A 20,321-nucleotide genomic window follows, 5' to 3' on the forward strand; every position below is an offset into this window, starting at 1 on the left:
AATCCTAGTTCAGCTGCTTAGTTCAGTTTTCCGGCCAGTTGGCCGATAGCGGCATCCAGAGCCGGATCGCTCTTGGCACCGGCGATGCGGGCCGTGAGGATTTCCTGAGCCGCCTTGGCGGCCAGATCGGCAGCCGCCGATTTGACTTCGCGGGTGGCTTCGGCTTCGGCCTGCGCGATGCGGCGCTCGGCTAGAGCTTCGCGGCGAGCGGTCGATTCCTCGATGCGGGCCTTGGCTTCGGTTTCCAGACGCTTGGCTTCGGCTTCGGCAGTGGCCAGCAGTTCGGCAGCTTGTGCTTCGGCTTCGGCCTTTTCCTTGCGGATCTGGGCCAGCATGGCTTCGGCTTCGGCACGCAGACGGGCGGCTTCGTCCAGATCCGACTGAATTTTGGCGGCCTTGGCGTCGAGGCCGGCAGCCACCAGCTTCGGAACGCCCGCCATCACGACGATGGCAAAAAAGATAACGAGGCCCACGCCTACCCAGAATTCAGGGTTGTTGAGGCTCCAGAAATGGCCGGTCAGAAAAGCGGGCATATCAGGCAGCTCCCTTGATGGTGGCGTTCAGCTCGGCAGCGGTCGGAGCCTTGCCGGTCAGACGTTCGACCATGGCGCTGGTGGCGTCTGCAGCGATGGTGGTGACATTGCCCATGGCCGTGTCGCGGGTCGCGGCAATCTTGGCTTCGGCCTCGGCGATACGGGCACCAACGACAGCTTCGTCAGCCGCCAGACGGGCATTGAATTCTTCGGTGACGCGAGCCTTCGCAGCAGCTGCGGTGGCGCGGGCGTCGGCGCGGGCCTTTTCGACCTCGGCGCGGGCAGCTTCGGCTTGAGCTTCAGCTTCGGCCTGAACCGAACGAGCGGTGGCAATAGCACCGTCGATGGTTTCGGCACGTTCGTCGATGACGCGGCGCATACGCGGCGCGAACACCTTGGCAATCAGCACATAGGTGATAACGAACAGGATCAGCAGATAGCCGGCCTGACCGACCCAGTGCTGCATTTCGAACTGGGGCAAGCCACCCGACGAGGCGTGCTCGGCGGAGGCATGGGTCTCGGCGGCTACGTCGCCGATCGGTGCTTCGAGTGTGGGTTCTGCGGCCATGGTCTGTCTATCTGTAGATCAGGACAACGGCGCGTAGGACGAACCTACGCGCCGTCGATACTGGTGGTCTTTAAGCTGTAAAGTTAGCCAAAGATTACAGGATCATCAGGATGCCCAGAACGAAGGCCAGGATGCCCAGGGCTTCGGCCAGAGCAGCGCCAACGAACAGGTTGCCAACTTGCGAGGCAGCAGCAGCCGGGTTGCGCAGAGCGCCAGCCAGGAAGTTACCGAAGATGTTACCAACGGCCAGGGCCGAACCGATCATGCCGAGGGTGGCGAGACCAGCACCGATGTACTTAGCGGCTTCAGCTTCCATGATGAGATTTCCTAAATCGAGAGAGCGTTAGAAGGTAGGGTTTAAGCGAACTGGGCTTAGGCCTTAGTGGCCTTCACCCAGGTTGACCACATCATTGAGATAGATGCAGGTCAGAACAGTGAAAACGAAGGCCTGAAGGAAGGCCACCAGAAACTCAAGGGCAGTCATTGCGACCGTCATACCCATCGACAGGGCAGCAACGCCAAACAGGGCGTAAGCAAGACCACCACCGGCAATAGCCGCAGCGCCAAGCGAAACGCAGAACTGGGCGAAAATCTTCAGGGCCACGTGGCCGCCCAGCATGTTACCGAACAGACGAAGAGCCAGAGTAGCCGGACGCATCAGGAACGAAACAAACTCGATGATGCCCACAACCGGACGCAGCACCAGAGGTGCGCTGGCCGGCCAGAACAGCTTGAAGAAGCCCAGACCGTTCTTGACGAAGCCGACAATAACGACGGTCAGGAACGAGATCAGGCCCAGTGTCAGGGTGACAGCCAGTTGCGACGTCGCCGTGAAGGTCAGGAACATGCCCAGCAGGTTCATGCCCAGAACAAGCATGAAAATGGTGAAGGCGAACGGGAAGTATTTCTTGCCCTCGTGACCGATGATCGACGAGGTCAAGCCGTCCACCATGCCGAACATGGTTTCGCCCGCAGCCTGCATACGGCCCGGAACGACGGAATTCTTGCTGGTAGCCAGCGTCAGGAAGCCCACCACAGCCGCAAACGCCAGCGTCATAGCGACGTGCGAATTGGTGATGGCGATCACTTGTTCGCCCAGAACGGGAACATTGACCGTGCCGAGCTCAACGAGCGGCTTGACCTCAAATTGTTCAATCGGACCGGCCATGGAGCCTATCGTTCCTCGTCTTCGTTTAGCTCGACAACCGGCTCGCCCGCAGGGGCTTCACCGAGTGCCTTGGCCTCTGCCATCAGCCGCTTGGCTGTACGACGGGCCATAAAAATGGACAGAGCGAAGCCCAAAAGGACACCGCCCACTATGCCTGCAGGACGGGTATCGAACATCCAGTCGATACCAGCCCCGATACCCAGACCGATGAATACACCGCCAACCAGTTCGGCAACGATGCGCCAAGCCTGACTGGTGATCTTCTGAGCTTCGACCGAAGCCACAGCCTCGGTCCGCGTCCGTGCCTCAAGTGCGGATGCGCTTTTGGCAAGGCGTGCGATCGCCTCTTCGCGCGATTCCGTAGGTTGGGACATGGCTAAATTTGCTCAGAGCCGACGCGGGGTCGACAGGGGTCTGAATTTCGCGCGGAACCTACAGATGCAGGGGCTTCAGGTCAAGGCGGACACAACGAGACTTAAGTGTATGATTTTCAGTGTCTTCTTTTAGCGAGCGACGTTCACTAGCGGTTTGGGCTACGACTCGGCGTCTTCACTGACAAAATCTTGGGCGAACTCGGGGGCATCCGGATCAATGCCAGGCAGCATATCGTCACTGTCTTCGTCAGGCAGGCGCGACGGGTCAGGCACTTCGAAGCCGACCGGCATGGACAGGTCCAGAAGACCCGCTGCCTTCATTTCCTGTACCCCCGGCAGATCATAAAGACCGGCCAGACCGAAATGCTCAAGGAATCGGTCGGTTGTTCCATATGTAACGGGCCGCCCCGGCGTACGGCGACGCCCGCGCAGACGCACAAATCCCATCTCCAACAGCACATCCAGCGTGCCCTTGGACAAGGACACCCCGCGCACGCTTTCAATTTCAGCGCGCGTGCAGGGCTGGTGATAGGCGATGATGGCCAGCGTTTCGAGCGCTGCCTTGGACAGACGGCGCGGTTCCTCGCGCTCTTCGGTCATCAGGAAGCCGAGGTCCTCGGCGGTGCGGAAACGATAGCGCCCTGCCACACAGTCCAGTTCGACCCCGCGACCGGCATAGCGTTGTTGAAGCGCGGTCAGGGCACCGGACACATCGGCCCCTTCGGGCAGGCGACGGGACAGCTCTTCGCGCGACAGCGGGGCCGCTGCGGCAAAAAGTAGCGCCTCGATGCGGCGTTCGATTTCTTCGTGGTCGGGGGTGAAGTCGAGGCTCACGGTGTCAGCTCCAGAGGCTCACCGGATCCACGGCGTTTCAACCAGATTTCGTCAAACGGCTTTTCCTGCCGGATATCCATGCCGCCTTCTTTCACCAGTTCCAGAGAGGCCGACAGGGTCGAGGCCGTATAGCTGGCCTGTGTCGGGCCGTCATGGTCGTCGGGGCGTTGCGGGGCCACCCGTTCCAGCGGCGTCCAGTCGGCAAGGCGCGGCATGATTTCGCGCAGCCAGTCGCGGGCGGCCTCCAACTGGAAGGCCTCGACGCGCTGGCCGGGATTATAGTTGCGGCGTTCCTGTTTGACGCGCTGATGCACATAGGCCCCCATCAGTTCGTACAAGCTGGCATCCACCTGATCGGACGGGATGATAACCGTCTGTTCGGGATCGCCGCGCATAAAGACATCGCGACCCAGTTGCGGGCGCTTGGTCAGATTGGCGACGGCGGTACGCATGGCTTCCAGCTTTTGCAGGCGAAAGGCCAGTGCGGCGGCCATCTGCTCGGCGGGCGGTTCCTCGCCCTTGTCCTTTTCGTTGCGCGGGATCAGCAGGCGCGACTTGAGATAGGCCAGCCACGAGGCCATCACCAGATAGTCGGCGGCCAGCGAGAAGTTGCGGCGACGCGCTTCGTGAACGAACAGCAGATATTGCTCGGCCAAGCGCGTGATGGACAGTTTTAACAGGTCCACCTTTTGCCCGCGTGCCAGTTCCAGCAGGACGTGCAGCGGGCCTTCATAGCCTTCGAGATCGACGACAAAGGTTTCCTTCGCCTCGGCCTGCTGGACCGCGGTGAAGTCGAGATTGGGCTGGAAGGCGTCGGTCATTTCCCCCTGCCCTCTCTCTATTAAGCCAGTGCCGGCGCTTGGGCTTCGCCGACGTCAGGGCCGCGTGCAGCCGCAAAGCGTCCGTCCATCGCCGTAAAGAAACGGGCGCGGTCCGCCTCGATATCCAGCGGTTCGGGCAGGCGCACGATGCGGGCCAATGCAGCATCGGCGCGTTGTCTGGCCTCGCCCTTCAGCTTGGGCGTGGCCGACAACACTTCGGCCATTTCATCCAGCTTGCCATTACAGTGCAGCAGCATGTCACAGCCCGCCGCGATGGAGCGTTCGGCGCGGTTTTGAAGCGTGCCTTGCAGGGCGTTCATCGACAGGTCGTCACACATGATCAGACCGCCAAAGCCCAGATGATCGCGCATCAGGCGGATACCGGCCTTGGACGTGGTGGCCGGTGCCTGATCGTCCACCGCCGTAAAGACGACGTGGGCGGTCATGGCCATCGGCATGTCGGAGTTGGCGCGGAAGGGCACAAAGTCCCATGCATCCAATTCCTCCAGCGGCGTTTCCACCACCGGCAGGTCATGGTGGCTGTCAGCAAAGGCGCGACCATGACCCGGAATATGTTTGATGATCGGCAGGACACCGCCCGCCAGCATCCCTTCCGCCGCCGCGCGGCCCAGACGGGCCACGGTCTGCGGATCGCGGGCATAGGCGCGGTCGCCGATAATGTCGTGGGCATCCGGCACCGGCACATCCAGCACCGGCACGCAGTCCACATTGATCCCCAGTTCATGGAGGTCATGCGCCATCAGACGCGCGCCAAGGCGTACCAGTTCGCGCGCCTTGGACACATCGCCGTCTGCGGCCTGTAGATAGGCGGCACCCGGCGGATATTTAGGCCAGAAGGGCGGGCCGAGGCGCTGTACACGTCCGCCTTCCTGATCGATCAGGACCGGCGCGTCATCACGGCCCACACAGGCGCGAAGCTCTGTGACCAGAGCCTTTACCTGATCGGGGTTTTCGACATTGCGTCGGAAAAGAATAAAGCCCCACGGATTGGCCTCGGCGAAGAAGGATTTCTCCTCCGCCGACAGCCGATAACCCGCACAGCCGAAGATGACGGCAGAAACCACAGTCCCGATCCTGTCTTAGCGAACGAGGCAGTCGCCGCCCGACGACTTGATCGCCGCGCAGAAGGCATTGGCCCGTTCACGGCTCAGGCCGTTGAAGGTGGTGCGGTAAACTATATTGCCGTTCGGCAGGGTCACAGCCTCGACGCCCTTGGTGGCACCCGAAGCATATTGGCCGTGGCGACCGGCGACGCTGGCATATTGCTGATCAGCAATGGCGCGCGAGGAGAAAGCACCGATCTGGACACGCGACGAGCCGGAGGCTGCGGCGGGTGCCGGAGACGCAGGGGTTGCGGCCTTGGGGGCCGCCGGAGCGGTCGTGACCGGCGCGGCCTTAACCGGAGCTGGAGCCGTGGTCACAGGTGCGGGTTGGGTCACGGCCTTGGGCGCAGGCGGCGGGGTTGCCGAAACCGGTGCCGGTGCTTCCAGCGACGGGGCCGGGCGCGGCAGGACTTCTTCGGGTCCGGGGGTCAGGGTCGGGGTGACACCTTCGGGAGCGGCCGTATCGCGATAGACGCGGATGCCTTCTTCGGGATCAACCGGCTGGGCGTCCAGCGGCGATTCCACTTTCATGGTTTCCACCGGCGTGCCGACCGCAGGCGGGGCATCGGTCGAAGAACGCAGGCCCGAGCGATAGAAGAGCGCCACCGCCACGACCAGCAGCAACAGCACAACGGCGCTGATAATCAGGGTCAGGGGCGGCGATTTGGACGCCGGTGCGCGGCGCGGATCATAGCCGCTGCGGTTGAACGGCAGGTCGTCATCGCCGGTCGGCGGCGTATAGGCACCGCGATCACGGCCCTGATCGCGACCATTCTGCTGGCCGTTTTGGGGATAGCCCCGGTTGTCGTCGTCATAGGACATGGTCGCGCCTTTAGCTCGGGTACAACCCCGCGAATCGGTACGGGGCCACAGTCATTTTATCGTTCCCACCCGCCTCTTTCGAATCATAGATCGAGGGCGAGGTCGAGACTGAACAGCTTTCTGTGCACTTCGATGGCATATCTGTCGGTCATACCGGCGATATAATCGCAAACGGCGCGGGCGCGGGCCGTGCGGTCCTGCGTCATGGCCGCCTTTTGCCATTCGGGGGGCAGGACCTCCGGCTCGGCCATGGCCAGATTGAACAGTTGCGCCAGAACGCGCCGCGCCTGACTGCGGGTGCGGTTCACGCGATAATGGCGATACATGCGCTCGAACAGGAAGCGACGCAGGACCGACAGTTCCTGCATCATGCCCGCCGAGAACTGGACGAGGGTTTCGGGGGCCAGACGCACATCTTCGGGCGTTTCGATGCGGTGCGACTTCAGACGGTGTTCGGTCTCGGCCAGAACATCGTCCACCATCACCCCGATCATGCGGCGCACAGCCTCGAGCCGCAGCATACGGTCGTCGATATTGGGATAATCCGCCCGCGCCGCCGCAATGGCCGGACCGATCAGCGGGATATCCATCAGGTCGTGTAGCGTGAACAGACCGGCCTGAACCCCGTCATCGACGTCGTGGTTATTATAGGCGATGTCGTCGGCAATGGCCGCGCACTGGGCTTCCAGCGAGGCAAAGGTGCCAAGGCGCAGGTCCCAGTTCATGGCCCCGCCGGTATGGTATTCGGCCACCTTGGCCCATGCCGGTTCATCCAGATGGTGCAGCACAGGGCCATTATGCTTGACCACGCCCTCGACGGTTTCCCACGACAGGTTCAGACCCGCAAAGGCCGGATAGCGCAGCTCCAGTTCGGTCACGACGCGGAAGCTTTGGACGTTGTGGTCAAAGCCGCCATAGTTGGCCATCAGCTCGGACAGCTCGTCCTCGCCCGCATGCGAGAATGGCGGGTGGCCCAGATCGTGGGCCAGCGCAATCGTCTCGGCCAGATCGTCATCAAGGCGCAGGGCGTGGGCCAAGGAGCGCGCAATCTGGGCGACTTCCAGCGAATGGGTCAGGCGCGTGCGATAGGTGTCGCCCTCATGGGCCACAAAGACCTGCGTCTTTTCTTTCAGGCGACGGAAGGCGGTGGCGTGGATGATGCGGTCCCGGTCGCGTGCAAAAGGCGTACGGGTGCGGCTTGGTGCCTCGGGGATGCGGCGGCCACGGCTGTTTTCGTGCTTTTCGGCATAAGAAGCGCGTTGGTTCTGGATCACGACATCATCTTTGAAGACTGCGGGCCTATCTTAATGGCCCAAGGCATCACATATAGAAGCGTGTAAGACCCGTCCAATCCACAGAATAATCCACAAGTGTCCTTTTCGATCTCTGCCCGCACCCCTGAAGGTATCACCCTGTCGCAAAGCGCGGCGCGCCGTCTGGCGGCCTTGTCGCAAGCCGAGGGCAAGGCACTGATGTTGCGCGTCGCGGTTGAAGGCGGCGGTTGTTCGGGCTTTCAGTATCTGATGGATCTGGTCGAAAATGCCGAAGCGGACGATCTGAAGATCGAGCTGGAAGGCCAGACGGCGCTGGTGGACGCTGTATCGGTGCCGTTCCTCAAGGACTCGGTGATCGACTTTGTCGACGAACTGGCCGGTGCGCAGTTTGTGATCAAGAACCCCAATGCCTCGTCCAGCTGTGGCTGCGGGGTCAGCTTCTCGATCTAGGGCTGGTCGGGGATGGCGTCTTTAGCGGCCTTCTGCTTGGCCTTGCTGTCGCGGTAATACATGAACAGACCCACAAACAGGCCCGCCACACCCACCACCACCGCAAAACTGGCCTTTACCATAAAGTTCAGGTTCTCGACGCGCTTGGTATAAGCCCAGTCCCCGAAAAACTTGCGAATGAAATAGACCGCAGCCACGGCCAGTCCGATGGCGACGATCTGTATGATCAGTCTTTTCATACGCGTCTTTCCGAGCAGCCCCCGGTGCATGCGCCTGTGCATGCCCATGACTACGTCATTAGCGCTCAGAAAACAGCGCTGCAAACATAATGCTAAGCTTTGGATGAGAGTGATATTCCCTGCACAACCAATGGGTTTCAAGGGGACGGCATCACCGATGTCCAATATAAGTCATGATACGCAAGCCATGATGGCTTTCCAGAACAACAAGAAGTCTACAGGGCTGGCCTATGTTCTGTGGTTCTTCCTTGGCAGTCTGGGCGCACACCGCTTCTATCTGGGTCGCACCGGCTCTGCCGTCGGGATGCTGGTTCTGTTCATTCTGGGGTGGATGACCGTGTGGGTCATGGGTCTGGGCCTGTTGTTCCTGATCCCGCTGGGTGTCTGGCTGCTGGTGGATATTTTCCTGATCCCAGGCATGGCCGCCCAACAGAACAACCAGCTCATCAACCAGTTGTCGGCAAACTCTGCGCCCAAAATGTCGGCGGTGGACGAACTGGCCCGCTACGCCGCCCTTCGCGACAGCGGTGCCATCTCGTCGGACGAATACGAATCCCAGAAACGCCGCATCATGGGCGTGCTGTAGTCCGCCTGTGAGCGAATAGAAAAAGCCCCGACCATTCGGTCGGGGCTTTTTTGTTTAATCGACGATTTTCTTGGCCACGGTAAAGCCGAGGACCAGAAATACCAGAAAGACGATCAGCGCCAGAATGGCCAGAAACTTGGCAATGCCAGCGGCTGCTCCGGCAATCCCGCCAAAGCCCAATATGCCTGCCACAATGGCGATTACCGCGAATATCAAAGCCCATTTGATCATCTGACTGTCTCCTGCTGCTGTCACAGAAGAACGAAGCCGCGCACAGGCCGTTCCCGCAAACTTGATCAGTCGCGGACCAAACCGCCATCGACAACGAGGTTCTGGCCGGTGACGGCGCGGCTCCACGGCGAGGCAAAGAACAGGATGGCGTCGGCGAATTCCTGCGGGGTGGTGACGCTGCGAAGGGGTGTCATGCTGGCGATCAGGTCGAACACGGCATCGGGGGTGGCGGCGCTGGCATCGGTCGTGCGCAAGAGGCCGCCCGACACCATGTTCACCGTAATGCCGAGCGGGCCAAGGTCGCCTGCCGCCGTACGGGTCAGGCTCATGAGCGCGGCCTTGGCTGCCGTGTAGTCGTGGTAAGGCACGACAGGGTTTTGCACCAGGTTCGTGCCGATATTGATGACGCGGCCAAAGCCCTGCGTCTTCATGGCGGGGGTCGCGGCCTGAATGACGTTCAGCGCGCCTTTGATGACCGTATCGAACTGGCTGGCAAACTCGTCCCAGCCGATGGTTTCCATCTGGGAACGGGCATCGCCGTTAAAGCTGTAGTCCAGCGCATTGTTGACCACCGTGGTCACCGGCCCACCAAAATGGCTTTGGGCGGCGGCCAGCATAGCCTCGACGCTGGTACGATCGGTTACATCGGCCTGTAGGGCGATGACGCGATCGCCCAGTTCATCGGCCAGAGCCTGTGCCGCAGCGGCGCTGGCCCGCCAGTTGATGATGACGCGGGCACCCTGATTGGCAAAGGCGCGGACGGTCGCCGCACCCACCCCACGCGCACCGCCGGTGACGAGAACTATCTGATCTGAAATCTGCATGGGGCGTTTCCTCACTACCTGTGGACCCCGCATAGGACTTTGGCGCGAAAACGGAAAGCATAGTGGATGCCGCCAAGATCACCTTCGGTGCCGCTGGGTCCCCCGGTCGCTCTTACGAGCGCCGGAGGATGACGAAGCTGAGGTGAGCGTTACCGATATTTCACTTTACTTAGGGTGTTTCCTAATTAGGATATTGGCTTATGAACAACCTGTTCAAAGCCCTGTCCCATCCGGTGCGACGTCGCATCATCGCCATGCTGAGGCAGGGTCCGATGGGGTCTGGCGAGATCGCCGCCGCCTTTGACATGAGTTGGCCGACCATTACCGGCCACCTGAATGCGCTCAAAGATGCCGAACTGGTTTCGACAGAAAAGCACGGCCAGTCGGTGCGTTATCGCCTCGAGATTTCTGCCGTCGAGGAGGCCATGGCCTTTTTGATGGACCTGACCGGAACAGGAAGTCGCACGCCAAAGGAGGACGGCCAGTGAACCCCAAACTGCATCCCGCTCATGTGTTCGGTTTTATTGTCAGCGCCCTTATTCTGGCCGGTGCCATCTGGGTGGCCCTGCATGGTCCCACCGGTCCGATCCCCATGCATTTCGATGCCTCGGGTCAGGTTGACCGTTATGGCACGCGCTACGAACTGGCGGCTGTGCTGGCGGGGATGTCGGTTCTGAACCTGATCGTCGGCTTTTTGACCGGAAAACAGGCCGACACTACGCCTGATCCTGTGCGCCAGAAGGCTTTGCGCAGCGGGCAATATGTCACCGTGGCCATCATGGCCGCCGTCGCCGCCTTCATAAGCTGGTCCAGCCTTGGCCCGTCGGCCGCATCGGGCATGACGTCCCTGAGCGGTGCCATGGCCTTTATGGGCGCGGTGTTTCTGGCGCTGGGGGCCATTCTGGGCCGCGTCGGTCCCAATGCCTTTATCGGCGTGCGTACCCCGTGGGCGTTCAAGTCGCGTCTGGCGTGGGACAAGTCCAACCGTCTGGCGGGGCGGCTGATGTTCTGGACCGGCCTTGTCGGCCTGATCGCCAGCCCTTTGTCGCCCCAGCCCTTTGGCCTGATCGCCCTGACCGTTGCGGTCGTGCTGATGGCCATCTTCAGCGCCTATGAGAGCTGGCGCGTGTGGAAGAACGATCCTGAAGCCCAATCCTTCTAATCTGAGTGGAGAGAAACTGTGAAACTGACCCCGACACTGATCGCCGCCCAGATGGGCCTGATGTTCGCCCTGCCCGCTATGGCCGAGCCGGTTTCGTCACAGGTGGAAATGGCGGCGCAACCGTCCGCCCTTTACGGCACCCTGTTGCGGCCTGAAGGCGCGATAGAGGCCGCCGCCGTCATCATCCCCGGTTCCGGCCCGACCGATGGCGACGGCAACAACCCGCTAGGCGTCAAGAATGCCAGCCTGAAACAACTCGCCGAGGGGCTGGCGGCACAGGGCATCGCCACAGTGCGCATCGACAAGCGCGGCATTGCCCGCAGCCAAGCGGCAGCCAGCCGCGAAGAAGACCTGCGCTTTGACACCTATATCGACGATGCCCGCGCATGGGCCGCCCATACGGTGCAGCAACTGGATGTGTCCTGTGTCTGGCTGATCGGCCATTCCGAGGGGGCGCTGGTGGCCCAGTCTGCGGCGACCAATACCGATAGCAATATCTGCGGTCAGATCCTGTTGTCGGGTGCGGGCCGTCCGGCGGGTGTGGTGATCCGCGAACAACTGACGCAGATGCCCGAACCCTATAAGACACAGGCTTTCGACGGCCTTGCCGAACTGGAGGCCGGACGCACCATCCCCAACCCGCCTGCCGCCCTGCACAGCCTGCTGCGCCCGTCGGTACAGCCCTATATGATTTCGTGGATTTCGCGCGATCCGGCCAAGCTGGCCCATGACTATCTGGGACCGATCTTCATCGGTCAGGGGACCACCGACCTGCAAACCAGCGTGGCCGATGCCGAGGCCCTCTCCCTCGCCCAGCCCAACGCCCAGATGAAACTATGGCAAGGCGTGAATCACGTTCTGACCCAAGCCCCTGCGGAACGCGGTCCGAACCTGGCCACCTATGCCGACCCGGACGCAAAAATCGATCCGCAAGTGGTTACGGACGTGGCCACTTTTATCAAGGACAACACGTTGTAAGACAGAGAGTATTTTCGAAAGCTCGGAATACCTTCTCACACAGTTGTGTGACGTCGCGGCTTGGCCCGGCACCTCACACACTCTTTAAATATAGCTCAAAATGGCGCAGACAAAAGAACTTGTATAATGGAGGCCAAACCGCCTCCACTCGACCATTCTGGAGATTTGTTAGATGCCCGCTAGAAGAGTGTCTCATTTTTCTGAGAATCGAAAATTTTACGAAGTTATGGCTGGATTCTTATTTGGTTCCGTTGGCACTTTTCTGCTTTTACCCTACCTTAATTGAAGCAGAAATTGGATAATTTTCAGTATTATTTAATTTATTACAAAAAACCTTGCCGAATTTGCATCTCCGGCAATATTTGCGTTCATGGCAATGTGTCTGAACGTCCAAACCCTATTCGCGTCTCAATATACGTTCGACCAGCAGATCGCCCCACCAACGCGAACGGAAAGCACGGGTCATCGCCACGGCATCATAGGCGTCGCTTTGCACCCACTGCGCCAGATCAAGACCCTGCGGCTCGATCTCGCGGGCATAGGTTTCCAGAAACATATCCAGCACGCCGGTCTTGCCCTCGCGGTTATGCAAGGTGCGGCGCCCCAGTTCATCCTTGGCCTCCGCCATAGGATGGCCCAGATGGAAATAACGGTAAAACGCCCCCATCAGTCCGGCCCGGTCCGCGCCCGACTTGCAATGGATCAATGCCGGGTATTCGATATTCTCGAACATGTCGCGCGCCTTGAGAACACGTTCGGGTTGGGGGGCATCGCGGGAATCCAGCGGCGCGTCCACCAACATTAGCCCCAGACGTGCACAGGCTTCTTTTTCCAGCCAGTAAAACGGTTCCTCACGCGGACCACGCACATTGATGACCGTCTTGATCCCCTGCTTCTTCCACCATGCCAGTTGGCGCGGAGACGGCTGGTTGGTGCGTACCAATTTGGCATCTATCCAGTGCGCATTGGTGAAGCTGAAGCGGATAAAGGCGTGGTCGCTCCAGAAATACGACCACAAGACCTTGAAACGCGCGTATGGCGAGGACAGATCGGGGGATGACATAAGCGCCGGATCACCTTTGAAAACGCTAGGGTCATCCCTTTCACACCCCTGCCGATAAGCCAAGGCTTGACTTGCAGGCCCAGCCGTTCAACCGAAGTGTATGACCTCACCCGCCGCGTCCCCGGAACCAGTCTCCCCGCTGAAACAGCCGCTCAATCCGCTCGTAAAGCGGATCTGGCGTGATTATCTGTCCCATCACAAATCGGCCTTCTTCAGCTCTCTGGCTCTGGCGGCATTTGCGGGCGGCCTGACGGCGGCCCTGTTGCGTTTTCTGGAACCTTCCATCGACCTTCTGTTCACCCAGCACGAAGGACTGGTTTCTTTTCTGGGACTGTTCAGGGTGCATCACAGCACCCTGATCTTTCTGGTGCCGGCCGTTATTGTGGCATTGTCGGTTATGCGTTCGCTGGCCATGGCCGGTCAGGCGGCTCTGGTGAACCGTCTGGGCCACGGGATTGTCGGCGACATCCAGAAACAGCTGTTCTCGCGGATGATCCATGCGGACCTGTCGCGCCTGCGCAACCAGCATTCCGGCACCTTTGTCTCTTCGGTACTTTATGATGCCAATCTGGTGCGCGAAGCCTTCACCAACGGCATCGTCAACTATACGCAAAATGCGCTGATGTTGGCTGGCGTCATGGTGGCGATGGGCTTTATCGACCTGACCCTGACCCTGATTGTCCTGCTGGGCGTCCCCGCCGTCAGCCTGATTATGCGCAAGTTCGGCAAGAAGTCGCGCAAGGCGGCCAAGGGCGCGATGACCGAAACCGAGAACCTGTCCTCGGCCCTGATGGAAAACCTTGACGGGGTCCGCGTCATCAAGATGGAGAACCGCGAGCGCGCCGAAGAAGCCAATGTCGCCGCGGTGATCGACCGCCGCCAACGCCACGTCATCAAGGGTGCTGACAGCCGCGCCTTTGCGGGACCGGCCTCGGACATCATCGCTTATTCCATCGTTGCGGCTGTCATCGGCTATGCCGGATGGAGTGCCAGTCAGGGGGAAATGTCGGTCGGCTCGTTTGCCGCCTTTATCGCCATGCTGATGCTGGCGGGCCAGTCCCTGCGCCAGTTGACCAATCTCTCCACCGTCCTGTCCGAAGGCATGACCGCCGCGCGTCGCCTGTTTGAAGCTCTGGATATCCAGCCGGAAATCCGCGAACAGGCTCACCCTCAGGATCTTGTCCACGGCCCCGTCACCATCGAATTCGAGGACGTGCATTTCTCCTATAATACCGCAAGCGGATCGGTGCCGACCCTTAACGGTATCAACCTGCATGTTGCTCCCGGCGAAACCATCGCGCTGGTCGGCCCGTCGGGTGGCGGCAAGACCACGATCCTCAGCCTGTTGCCACGCTTTTACGATGTGACGGGCGGGCGCATTACGGCCAATGGCCACGACCTGCGCGACCTGTCCCTGCATTCCCTGCGCTCCCAGATCGCATTGGTAACGCAGGAACCTTTCCTGTTCGACGATACGATCGCGGCCAATATTGCCTATGGCCGTAGCGATCCGAGCGAAGATGCGATCATCGAGGCTGCCCGCGCCGCCGCCGCGCATGACTTCATCATGGCCTTACCACAGGGCTATCAGACCCGCGTGGGCGAGGCCGGTGCCCGCCTGTCGGGCGGCCAGCGCCAGCGGATCGCCATTGCCCGTGCCTTCCTGAAGGATGCCCCCATCCTGTTGCTGGACGAGGCCACCAGCGCTCTGGACACCGAGAGCGAGGCTCTGGTCCAGCAGGCGCTGGAGCGTCTTATGGCCGGTCGCGCCACCCTCATGATCGCCCACCGCCTGTCCACCGTCCGCAATGCCGACCGCATCTATGTGATCGATGCAGGCAAGGTGGCCGAGATCGGCACCCATGACGAACTGGTGGCTCGCGATGGCCTTTATGCCCGTCTCGCCCGTCAGCAATCTCTGGACGGCACAGTGCCCTTCCCCCTTGACGCCCTGCCTGACGAGACCGGTGCATGAGACCCCTTCGTAATCCGGTCATCCAGAAGGCTGTATCCTTCACGCTCTCCGAGTGGATGCGTTTTTGCTACAAGACCACCCGCTGGGAGTTCGAGAACCTGCAACTGGCCGAAGAGGTCTGGGATCAGGGCGGCGGCGTGCTGGTGGCCTTCTGGCATTCGCGTCTGGGCCTGTCGGTGGCGGCATGGCCTGCTGGTCGCGCGCAGGAGGCCCGCGGCTTGATTTCGCTGTCACCGGACGGCGAGTTTCTGGTCAAGGCCATGGATCGCCTTGGCATCAAGGCAGTGCGTGGCTCCTCGGCCAACAAGGACAAGAAACAGGCGGCCAAGGGCGGCACACAGGCCCTGCGTGATGGTCTGAGACAGTTAAAGGTTGGCGCACTGGCCGTCACCCCCGACGGCCCGCGTGGCCCTGCCGGTGTGATGGCCGAAGGTCTGCCCGTCATGGCCCGCATGTCGGGCGCGCCGGTGCTGTTTCTCGGCATTTCGGCCAAGCCCTGCATCCAGCTCAATAGCTGGGACAAGGCCGTGCTGCCCCTGCCCTTCGCCAAGGGGGCCATTGTGTGGGATCGCGCCACCTATCCCGAAGGGGCCGAGCTGGCCGATGTCGTGACCGAGTGGACCGCCCGCTTGAATGCGGTCGAGGCGCGCGCTGACGCCATCACAGGTTTCAAGAGCCGCTGATCATGGCCTTTAGTCCCGCCCTTTTCGCCTATCGCCTCGCCACCCGCGCACTGGAACCTCTGGCCCCGCGCCTGCTGGATGGCCGTGTCAATAAAGGCAAGGAAGACCCCGTCCACGTTGATGAACGTCTGGGTCTGGCCAGTCTGGCCCGCCCCAAGGGGCCACTGGTCTGGATACACGGGGTTAGCGTCGGCGAGGCTCTGTCCATTCTTCCGCTGGCCGAACGTATCCGCAAAGACCGCCCCGATGTGACGGTTCTGGTAACCACCGGCACCCTGACCTCGGCCGAAGTGCTGGCACCGCGTCTGCCGCAAGGTGTGATCCACCAGTTCGCTCCTGTCGATGGCCCGCAAGCCGTTGCCGCCTTCCTCGATCACTGGCAGCCACAATTGGGGGTATTCGTCGAAAGCGAGCTCTGGCCCAATCTGATTTGCGCTGCACAGCAGCGGCGCATTCCGCTGGCCCTCGTCAGCGCCCGCATCACCACCAAGACCTATGAGGGCTGGCAAAAGGCCCCCGGCATGGCTCGCACCCTTATGGCGGCCTTCTCTCATGTCTGGCCGCAAGATGCCGAAGGGGCCGAGCGCCTGACCCAAATGGGCGCGCGCGTAGAGGGGCAGGTCAATCTGAAGCTGTCGGGTGAGCCGCTGCCCTATGACCGCGCCGAGTTTTCGCGCCTGTCGGGATTGATCGCCGATAGACCCGTGATTGTGCTGGCCTCGACCCACGAGCATGAAGAACAGGCTCTGGCCGCCGCCTTGCGCGGTCTAGCCCCGCAACTCTTGCTGATTGTCGTGCCGCGCCATCCTGAACGCGCGCCGGACATCGCCCAGTCCCTGCAACAGGACGGATGGAAGATGACCCGCCGCAGCGTCGGCGGCGATATCGATCATAATGTCGATCTATATCTGGCCGATACGCTGGGCGAACTGGGCCTGTTCATGCGTCTGGCCGACGTGGTGGTGATGGGAGGATCGTTTGCGCCGGCCCTTGGCGGCGGCACTGTCGGTGGCCACAACCCTCTGGAGCCCGCGCGACTTGGCAAGCCTGCCTTCTGTGGCCCCGATGCCGCCAACTGGCGACAGGTAAACCGTCTGCTGAAACAGGCGGGCGGTTTGGTCAGCGTTCTGGCTCCCGACCAGCTTGCTGACCATATACGCCCCCTGCTGGATAATCCCGATGCGGCCCGCGCCATGGGCGAAAAGGCCCGCCGCGCCGCCAATGAAGCCGCTGCCGGTCTGGACCGTCTGTGGGCCGCCTTGCAAACCCACCTGCCCCCGCCGCCCAAACCCCAGCGGAGACACCCGCGATGAAGCTGAACACCCCGCGCTGGTGGTATAGCCGCGACACCCGCCATGCCCCGATCTCTCGCGCGGCTCTCAAACCCCTGTCATGGATCTGGGCCGGTGTCACCGCACGCAAGATCGCCAAAACCCAGGGATTTGACGCGCAAATACCGGTGATTTCGGTCGGTAATCTAACAATGGGCGGCTCGGGGAAAACCCCCGTCGCGCGCGAAATACTGCGCCTCTTGCGCCAGCAGGGCCATGCGCCCAGCGCCCTTTCGCGCGGCTATGGCGGCACATTGTCGGGTCCTGTCATTGTCGATCCACAGCACCATACAGCCCAAGAGGTCGGTGACGAACCCCTGATGCTGGCGCAGGATGGCATGGTCGTCGTCAGCCGCGACCGTATCGAAGGGGCCAAGACCGCCCGACAGGCTGGCGCGACCCACCTGGTGCTGGATGACGGCCACCAGAATCCCAGCCTGAAGAAAGACCTCGCCCTCATCGTCGTCGATGGCGAAACCCGCAATGGCGAATGGCCGTTCGGAGATGGCTCGGTGTTTCCGTCCGGCCCCATGCGCGAGCCTTTAAGAGCCGGTCTGGCACGTGCTGACGGCGTGATCGTGCTCTTGCCGACCGACATGACCGAGGCCGATCCCGAATTGCTGGCCCTGTTCGGAAATCTGCCGGTGTTTACGGCCCGTCTTGTGGCCCCTCACGCGCCGCCGTCAGGAGCGCAGGTCGGTTTTGCCGGTATTGCCAAGCCCTGGAAGGTCGAGCGCTCTTTGATAGCTGCCGGTTGCGATCTGAAAGACTTTGTCCCCTATCCCGATCATGCCGCTCTGACAGACAGCGATATAGATTTCCTTAAACAGCGCGCAGAACTGTTTAAGGCCGGACTGGTCACCACAGAAAAAGACTGGATACGTCTGTCGGACAGTCAGCGAGAAAATATTAAGGCCTGGCCCGTTTGCGCCATTTTTGACGACGAAAATCATTTTACGGACTGGTTAAATCGGACTTTTGGCGCGACCCTAAACTAAATTTACAATTTGTCGTCTTTGTTTAGAGTGTAAAATTTGGTCGATGGGATAGTGTTTGCAGTCTTCCCCATTCGTCCTAAGAGTAGCTCGAAAATGAAAATCGCGGTCCTCGACGACGATCAGGTCCAGTTACAGGCGATTTCTCAAGTGATTGAGAATGCAGGTTTTCGCCCTTCACCTTTCTCGCGTGGTCATGCGCTGATCTCGGCGCTGCGCCGCGACACATTCGATTTGCTGATCCTTGACTGGAATCTTCCCGACCGTTCCGGCATCGAAATCGTCGGCTGGGTGCGCGCCAATCTGACACCGCCGCCGCCCATGCTGCTGGTCACCAGCCGCGTCGAGGACGAGGATGTCGTCGAGGCCCTGAATGCCGGTGCCGACGACTATCTGGGCAAACCACTGTCACCCACCGTTCTGGAGGCCCGCGTGCGCGCCCTGCTGCGCCGCGCCTATGAACACACCGCGCTGCAGTCCGATCAGGAAGTCTATGAGGACATCACCTTCAATGTCAGCACCACGACTGTGCTGCGCGATGGTGAGACTATTGCCATGACGCCCAAGGAGTTCGCTCTGGCGCGTCTGCTGTTCCGCAACACCCACCGCGCCCTGTCGCGCACCTATCTGTTGGAAACCATCTGGGGGAACGAGCCGCATCTGAACAGCCGCTCGCTGGACATGCATATCTCGCGTGTCCGCTCCAAACTTAACCTTCGCCCGCAAAACGGCTATCGGCTGACCCCCGTTTACAGCTACGGTTACCGTCTGGAACGCACGAGCGTTACAGAAACCGACGCATCTGCTCCAGACGCTGCCGATAATCCGACCACAGAATAAAGCGCTTTAACCTTGACCAGATACGCACCTTCTCGCGACTTCGCCCCTGTTTCGGCAAATCTGCGTCTGGTCTGTGTGTCTCTGGCTGCTGTCATGAGGCTGTCTGTTCTGCCTTCGGCTGCCGTCGCGCAAGCGGCCCAACCTGCCCAGACCCCCATGACGGAAACCCCGCTGCGGTATCTGGTAAAACGTGGGGACACCCTGATCGATCTGGCCCGCGATTACCTGCGTACCAGCGGCGACTACCGCCAGCTTCAGCGCGATAATGCGATTGCCAATCCGCGCCGCATCCCTGTGGGGCGTACGCTCGATATTGATCCGACCCTGTTACGCACCCGCAGCGATCCTGCCCGTCTGGAAAGCTTTCGTGGCGATGTGCGAATTCTGCGCGCCAGCCAATCTGTACCGCTGGAACAGGGCACCACCCTTCTGGAAGGCGATGTCGTCGCCACCGGTGCCGGCGCCTTTGCCCGTCTGTCGTTTTCGGACGGAAGCCATACGGTAATCCCCTCCAACAGCCGTGTGCGTCTGGATCGCCTGCGCCGTTTTGTCATCAATGATGCAGCCGACCACCGGCTGGTCATCGATCAGGGCCGCGCCCAGAGCCGTGTCACCACGCGCCCGCGTCCCGGCACCTTCCGCGTCACAACCCCTACGGCCATCTCGGCTGTGCGCGGCACCGATTTCCGCGTCGCCTATGATGAGCGTTCAGGCATCAGTTCGACCGGCGTTCTGGATGGTCGTGTTGCCGTAGCCAGTTCGGGCAATGACAGCGGCTATCTGTTTGAACCGGGTCTGGGGGCCATCACCCGTCAGGGTCAGGACGGTGTTGTGGCTGTCACCCTGCTGTCGGCACCCGTCATGGGCGACGCCAGCACACTTCAAACCGGCAAGAGCCTGCGTTTCGAGACCACGGCACCTGTAGGTACAGCCATAGTGCGCGGCTGGATCGGTGCCGAGGCCGGTATGCTGGACCCCGTCGGCGAAATCGAAGCCCCTGCGGGCCAAGCTCTGGCCCTGACCGATCTTGCCGAAGGACAGTGGTTCCTGCGCCTCAGTGCGGTGTCCCCCGAAGGCGTCGAGGGCCGCGCTCGTACCTTCAACTTCATCCGCGCCCTCAACACGGTCGAGGGTCTGGAGCAGTCGATGGACGTGCTGGATCAGGTCCGCACCTATCGTTTTGCATGGCGTGCCGAAGGTGAAGGCGAGGCCACGTTCCGCTTCCAGCTGTCCCGCTCCGACGATGAAGGCCATCCGCAGGGTCAGCCCCTGTTCGATACACCGGGCCTGACCGAAAGCCGCTTTACCCTGACCGACCTGCCCGCCGGTACCTATAGCTGGCGCGTCGAGGGCACCCGTTATCGCTTCGGTCATCGCCTGACCGTATGGTCACAGCCGGAAATCCTCACCATTTCCCGCTAACGGGCCAACGGTTTGCAATCACTG

25 protein-coding genes are annotated in these 20,321 nt (G+C 61.1%); 11 read left to right on the forward strand and 14 right to left on the reverse strand.

Annotation, left to right across the window (positions count from 1 at the left end; translation table 11 throughout):
* Nucleotides 1–17 precede the first annotated feature (17 nt).
* From WEU32_RS12055 to WEU32_RS12100, 10 genes are all read right to left on the reverse strand, one after another.
* The gene (locus WEU32_RS12055) at nucleotides 18–533 is read right to left on the reverse strand and encodes a F0F1 ATP synthase subunit B (RefSeq protein ID WP_406852053.1); all 516 of its coding nucleotides are present in this window, start codon (nucleotides 531–533) and stop codon (nucleotides 18–20) included.
* Between the two features lies 1 nt (nucleotide 534).
* Entirely contained in the window at nucleotides 535–1,101 is a 567-nt protein-coding gene (locus WEU32_RS12060; RefSeq protein WP_406852054.1) for a hypothetical protein, read from the reverse strand.
* Nucleotides 1,102–1,195: 94 nt separating this feature from the next.
* Nucleotides 1,196–1,417, reverse strand: a complete 222-nt coding sequence (locus WEU32_RS12065) for a F0F1 ATP synthase subunit C (protein ID WP_406852055.1) — start codon at nucleotides 1,415–1,417, stop codon at nucleotides 1,196–1,198.
* Between the two features lie 63 nt (nucleotides 1,418–1,480).
* A complete protein-coding gene (locus WEU32_RS12070; RefSeq protein WP_406852056.1) occupies nucleotides 1,481–2,269 on the reverse strand; it encodes a F0F1 ATP synthase subunit A in 789 nt (262 codons plus the stop codon).
* Between the two features lie 5 nt (nucleotides 2,270–2,274).
* Nucleotides 2,275–2,643, reverse strand: coding sequence for an AtpZ/AtpI family protein (locus tag WEU32_RS12075; protein WP_406852057.1), 369 nt, complete (start codon nucleotides 2,641–2,643; stop codon nucleotides 2,275–2,277).
* A 159-nt stretch (nucleotides 2,644–2,802) separates the two neighbouring features.
* Nucleotides 2,803–3,477, reverse strand: coding sequence for an SMC-Scp complex subunit ScpB (gene scpB, locus WEU32_RS12080; RefSeq protein ID WP_406852058.1), 675 nt, complete (start codon nucleotides 3,475–3,477; stop codon nucleotides 2,803–2,805).
* Nucleotides 3,474–4,298: a segregation and condensation protein A gene (locus tag WEU32_RS12085; RefSeq protein WP_406852059.1), complete on the reverse strand. Its 825-nt coding sequence runs from the start codon at nucleotides 4,296–4,298 to the stop codon at nucleotides 3,474–3,476. Before WEU32_RS12085 ends, scpB begins: the two co-directional genes overlap by 4 nt.
* 20 nt (nucleotides 4,299–4,318) lie before the next feature.
* Nucleotides 4,319–5,383 (reverse strand): beta-N-acetylhexosaminidase, encoded by a 1,065-nt coding sequence (gene nagZ / locus WEU32_RS12090; protein ID WP_406852060.1) that lies wholly within the window; start codon nucleotides 5,381–5,383, stop codon nucleotides 4,319–4,321.
* Nucleotides 5,384–5,398: 15 nt separating this feature from the next.
* Nucleotides 5,399–6,244 carry an SPOR domain-containing protein gene (locus WEU32_RS12095; RefSeq protein WP_406852061.1) on the reverse strand — a complete coding sequence of 282 codons (846 nt, stop codon included), beginning with the start codon at nucleotides 6,242–6,244 and terminating at the stop codon, nucleotides 5,399–5,401.
* An 83-nt stretch (nucleotides 6,245–6,327) separates the two neighbouring features.
* Entirely contained in the window at nucleotides 6,328–7,518 is a 1,191-nt protein-coding gene (locus WEU32_RS12100; RefSeq protein ID WP_406852062.1) for a deoxyguanosinetriphosphate triphosphohydrolase, read from the reverse strand.
* Between the two features lie 96 nt (nucleotides 7,519–7,614).
* Between WEU32_RS12100 and erpA the strand changes: the two genes are divergently transcribed.
* The gene (gene erpA / locus WEU32_RS12105; protein ID WP_406852063.1) at nucleotides 7,615–7,968 is read left to right on the forward strand and encodes an iron-sulfur cluster insertion protein ErpA; all 354 of its coding nucleotides are present in this window, start codon (nucleotides 7,615–7,617) and stop codon (nucleotides 7,966–7,968) included.
* On the opposite strand, the gene WEU32_RS12110 is transcribed toward erpA, so the two are convergent.
* Nucleotides 7,965–8,207 (reverse strand): hypothetical protein, encoded by a 243-nt coding sequence (locus WEU32_RS12110; protein ID WP_406852064.1) that lies wholly within the window; start codon nucleotides 8,205–8,207, stop codon nucleotides 7,965–7,967. The genes erpA and WEU32_RS12110 overlap by 4 nt on opposite strands.
* 157 nt (nucleotides 8,208–8,364) lie before the next feature.
* Here WEU32_RS12110 and WEU32_RS12115 point away from each other — a divergent pair, with 157 nt between their 5' ends.
* Complete coding sequence (locus WEU32_RS12115) at nucleotides 8,365–8,793, forward strand: NINE protein (protein WP_312811973.1); 429 nt, start codon at nucleotides 8,365–8,367, stop codon at nucleotides 8,791–8,793.
* 54 nt (nucleotides 8,794–8,847) lie between these two features.
* On the opposite strand, the gene WEU32_RS12120 is transcribed toward WEU32_RS12115, so the two are convergent.
* Together WEU32_RS12120 and WEU32_RS12125 are read right to left on the reverse strand one after the other, a co-directional pair.
* On the reverse strand, nucleotides 8,848–9,024 hold the full coding sequence (locus WEU32_RS12120; RefSeq protein ID WP_406852065.1) for a DUF1328 family protein: 177 nt from the start codon (nucleotides 9,022–9,024) through the stop codon (nucleotides 8,848–8,850).
* A gap of 65 nt (nucleotides 9,025–9,089) precedes the next feature.
* Entirely contained in the window at nucleotides 9,090–9,848 is a 759-nt protein-coding gene (locus tag WEU32_RS12125; RefSeq protein ID WP_406852066.1) for a 3-oxoacyl-ACP reductase, read from the reverse strand.
* A gap of 200 nt (nucleotides 9,849–10,048) precedes the next feature.
* On the opposite strand from WEU32_RS12125, the gene WEU32_RS12130 reads away from it, so the two are divergent.
* From WEU32_RS12130 to WEU32_RS12140, 3 genes are read left to right on the forward strand one after another with little or no spacing between them, the layout of a single operon-like run.
* Nucleotides 10,049–10,336 (forward strand): metalloregulator ArsR/SmtB family transcription factor, encoded by a 288-nt coding sequence (locus tag WEU32_RS12130; RefSeq protein WP_406852067.1) that lies wholly within the window; start codon nucleotides 10,049–10,051, stop codon nucleotides 10,334–10,336.
* Nucleotides 10,333–11,010, forward strand: coding sequence for an SdpI family protein (locus WEU32_RS12135; protein ID WP_312811966.1), 678 nt, complete (start codon nucleotides 10,333–10,335; stop codon nucleotides 11,008–11,010). Before WEU32_RS12130 ends, WEU32_RS12135 begins: the two co-directional genes overlap by 4 nt.
* Nucleotides 11,011–11,028: 18 nt before the next feature.
* The gene (locus WEU32_RS12140; protein WP_406852068.1) at nucleotides 11,029–11,988 is read left to right on the forward strand and encodes an alpha/beta hydrolase; all 960 of its coding nucleotides are present in this window, start codon (nucleotides 11,029–11,031) and stop codon (nucleotides 11,986–11,988) included.
* Between the two features lie 397 nt (nucleotides 11,989–12,385).
* Here WEU32_RS12140 and WEU32_RS12145 read toward each other — a convergent pair whose 3' ends face one another.
* Nucleotides 12,386–13,051: a fused DSP-PTPase phosphatase/NAD kinase-like protein gene (locus tag WEU32_RS12145; protein ID WP_406852069.1), complete on the reverse strand. Its 666-nt coding sequence runs from the start codon at nucleotides 13,049–13,051 to the stop codon at nucleotides 12,386–12,388.
* 100 nt (nucleotides 13,052–13,151) lie between these two features.
* Between WEU32_RS12145 and WEU32_RS12150 the strand changes: the two genes are divergently transcribed.
* The 6 genes from WEU32_RS12150 to WEU32_RS12175 all read left to right on the forward strand — a co-directional run bounded on the left by WEU32_RS12150 (nucleotide 13,152) and on the right by WEU32_RS12175 (nucleotide 20,297).
* Nucleotides 13,152–15,026, forward strand: a complete 1,875-nt coding sequence (locus WEU32_RS12150; protein WP_406852070.1) for an ABC transporter ATP-binding protein — start codon at nucleotides 13,152–13,154, stop codon at nucleotides 15,024–15,026.
* On the forward strand, nucleotides 15,023–15,709 hold the full coding sequence (locus WEU32_RS12155; protein WP_312811958.1) for a lysophospholipid acyltransferase family protein: 687 nt from the start codon (nucleotides 15,023–15,025) through the stop codon (nucleotides 15,707–15,709). Before WEU32_RS12150 ends, WEU32_RS12155 begins: the two co-directional genes overlap by 4 nt.
* Before the next feature lie 2 nt (nucleotides 15,710–15,711).
* Entirely contained in the window at nucleotides 15,712–17,022 is a 1,311-nt protein-coding gene (locus WEU32_RS12160; protein WP_406852071.1) for a 3-deoxy-D-manno-octulosonic acid transferase, read from the forward strand.
* Entirely contained in the window at nucleotides 17,019–18,038 is a 1,020-nt protein-coding gene (gene lpxK, locus WEU32_RS12165) for a tetraacyldisaccharide 4'-kinase (protein WP_406852072.1), read from the forward strand. The genes WEU32_RS12160 and lpxK overlap by 4 nt, the downstream gene beginning before the upstream one ends.
* A gap of 93 nt (nucleotides 18,039–18,131) precedes the next feature.
* On the forward strand, nucleotides 18,132–18,875 hold the full coding sequence (locus tag WEU32_RS12170) for a response regulator transcription factor (RefSeq protein ID WP_312135677.1): 744 nt from the start codon (nucleotides 18,132–18,134) through the stop codon (nucleotides 18,873–18,875).
* Nucleotides 18,876–18,887: 12 nt separating this feature from the next.
* Nucleotides 18,888–20,297, forward strand: coding sequence for a FecR domain-containing protein (locus tag WEU32_RS12175; protein ID WP_406852073.1), 1,410 nt, complete (start codon nucleotides 18,888–18,890; stop codon nucleotides 20,295–20,297).
* Nucleotides 20,298–20,321: the final 24 nt, after the last annotated feature.

This window comes from Brevundimonas sp. BH3 (assembly GCF_045345115.1).
In the GTDB taxonomy this organism is placed as follows: Bacteria; Pseudomonadota; Alphaproteobacteria; order Caulobacterales; family Caulobacteraceae; genus Brevundimonas.

What these genes read in the sequence shown, in the direction of transcription:
- WEU32_RS12055 (WP_406852053.1), bottom strand. Translation starts at nt 533, where the DNA reads ATGCCCGCTTTTCTGACCGGCCATTTCTGGAGCCTCAACAACCCTGAA.
- WEU32_RS12060 (WP_406852054.1), bottom strand. Translation starts at nt 1,101, where the DNA reads ATGGCCGCAGAACCCACACTCGAAGCACCGATCGGCGACGTAGCCGCC.
- WEU32_RS12065 (WP_406852055.1), bottom strand. Translation starts at nt 1,417, where the DNA reads ATGGAAGCTGAAGCCGCTAAGTACATCGGTGCTGGTCTCGCCACCCTC.
- WEU32_RS12070 (WP_406852056.1), bottom strand. Translation starts at nt 2,269, where the DNA reads ATGGCCGGTCCGATTGAACAATTTGAGGTCAAGCCGCTCGTTGAGCTC.
- WEU32_RS12075 (WP_406852057.1), bottom strand. Translation starts at nt 2,643, where the DNA reads ATGTCCCAACCTACGGAATCGCGCGAAGAGGCGATCGCACGCCTTGCC.
- WEU32_RS12085 (WP_406852059.1), bottom strand. Translation starts at nt 4,298, where the DNA reads ATGACCGACGCCTTCCAGCCCAATCTCGACTTCACCGCGGTCCAGCAG.
- WEU32_RS12095 (WP_406852061.1), bottom strand. Translation starts at nt 6,244, where the DNA reads ATGTCCTATGACGACGACAACCGGGGCTATCCCCAAAACGGCCAGCAG.
- WEU32_RS12110 (WP_406852064.1), bottom strand. Translation starts at nt 8,207, where the DNA reads ATGAAAAGACTGATCATACAGATCGTCGCCATCGGACTGGCCGTGGCT.
- WEU32_RS12115 (WP_312811973.1), top strand. Translation starts at nt 8,365, where the DNA reads ATGTCCAATATAAGTCATGATACGCAAGCCATGATGGCTTTCCAGAAC.
- WEU32_RS12120 (WP_406852065.1), bottom strand. Translation starts at nt 9,024, where the DNA reads ATGATCAAATGGGCTTTGATATTCGCGGTAATCGCCATTGTGGCAGGC.
- WEU32_RS12125 (WP_406852066.1), bottom strand. Translation starts at nt 9,848, where the DNA reads ATGCAGATTTCAGATCAGATAGTTCTCGTCACCGGCGGTGCGCGTGGG.
- WEU32_RS12130 (WP_406852067.1), top strand. Translation starts at nt 10,049, where the DNA reads ATGAACAACCTGTTCAAAGCCCTGTCCCATCCGGTGCGACGTCGCATC.
- WEU32_RS12145 (WP_406852069.1), bottom strand. Translation starts at nt 13,051, where the DNA reads ATGTCATCCCCCGATCTGTCCTCGCCATACGCGCGTTTCAAGGTCTTG.
- WEU32_RS12150 (WP_406852070.1), top strand. Translation starts at nt 13,152, where the DNA reads ATGACCTCACCCGCCGCGTCCCCGGAACCAGTCTCCCCGCTGAAACAG.
- WEU32_RS12155 (WP_312811958.1), top strand. Translation starts at nt 15,023, where the DNA reads ATGAGACCCCTTCGTAATCCGGTCATCCAGAAGGCTGTATCCTTCACG.
- WEU32_RS12160 (WP_406852071.1), top strand. Translation starts at nt 15,712, where the DNA reads ATGGCCTTTAGTCCCGCCCTTTTCGCCTATCGCCTCGCCACCCGCGCA.
- lpxK (WP_406852072.1), top strand. Translation starts at nt 17,019, where the DNA reads ATGAAGCTGAACACCCCGCGCTGGTGGTATAGCCGCGACACCCGCCAT.
- WEU32_RS12170 (WP_312135677.1), top strand. Translation starts at nt 18,132, where the DNA reads ATGAAAATCGCGGTCCTCGACGACGATCAGGTCCAGTTACAGGCGATT.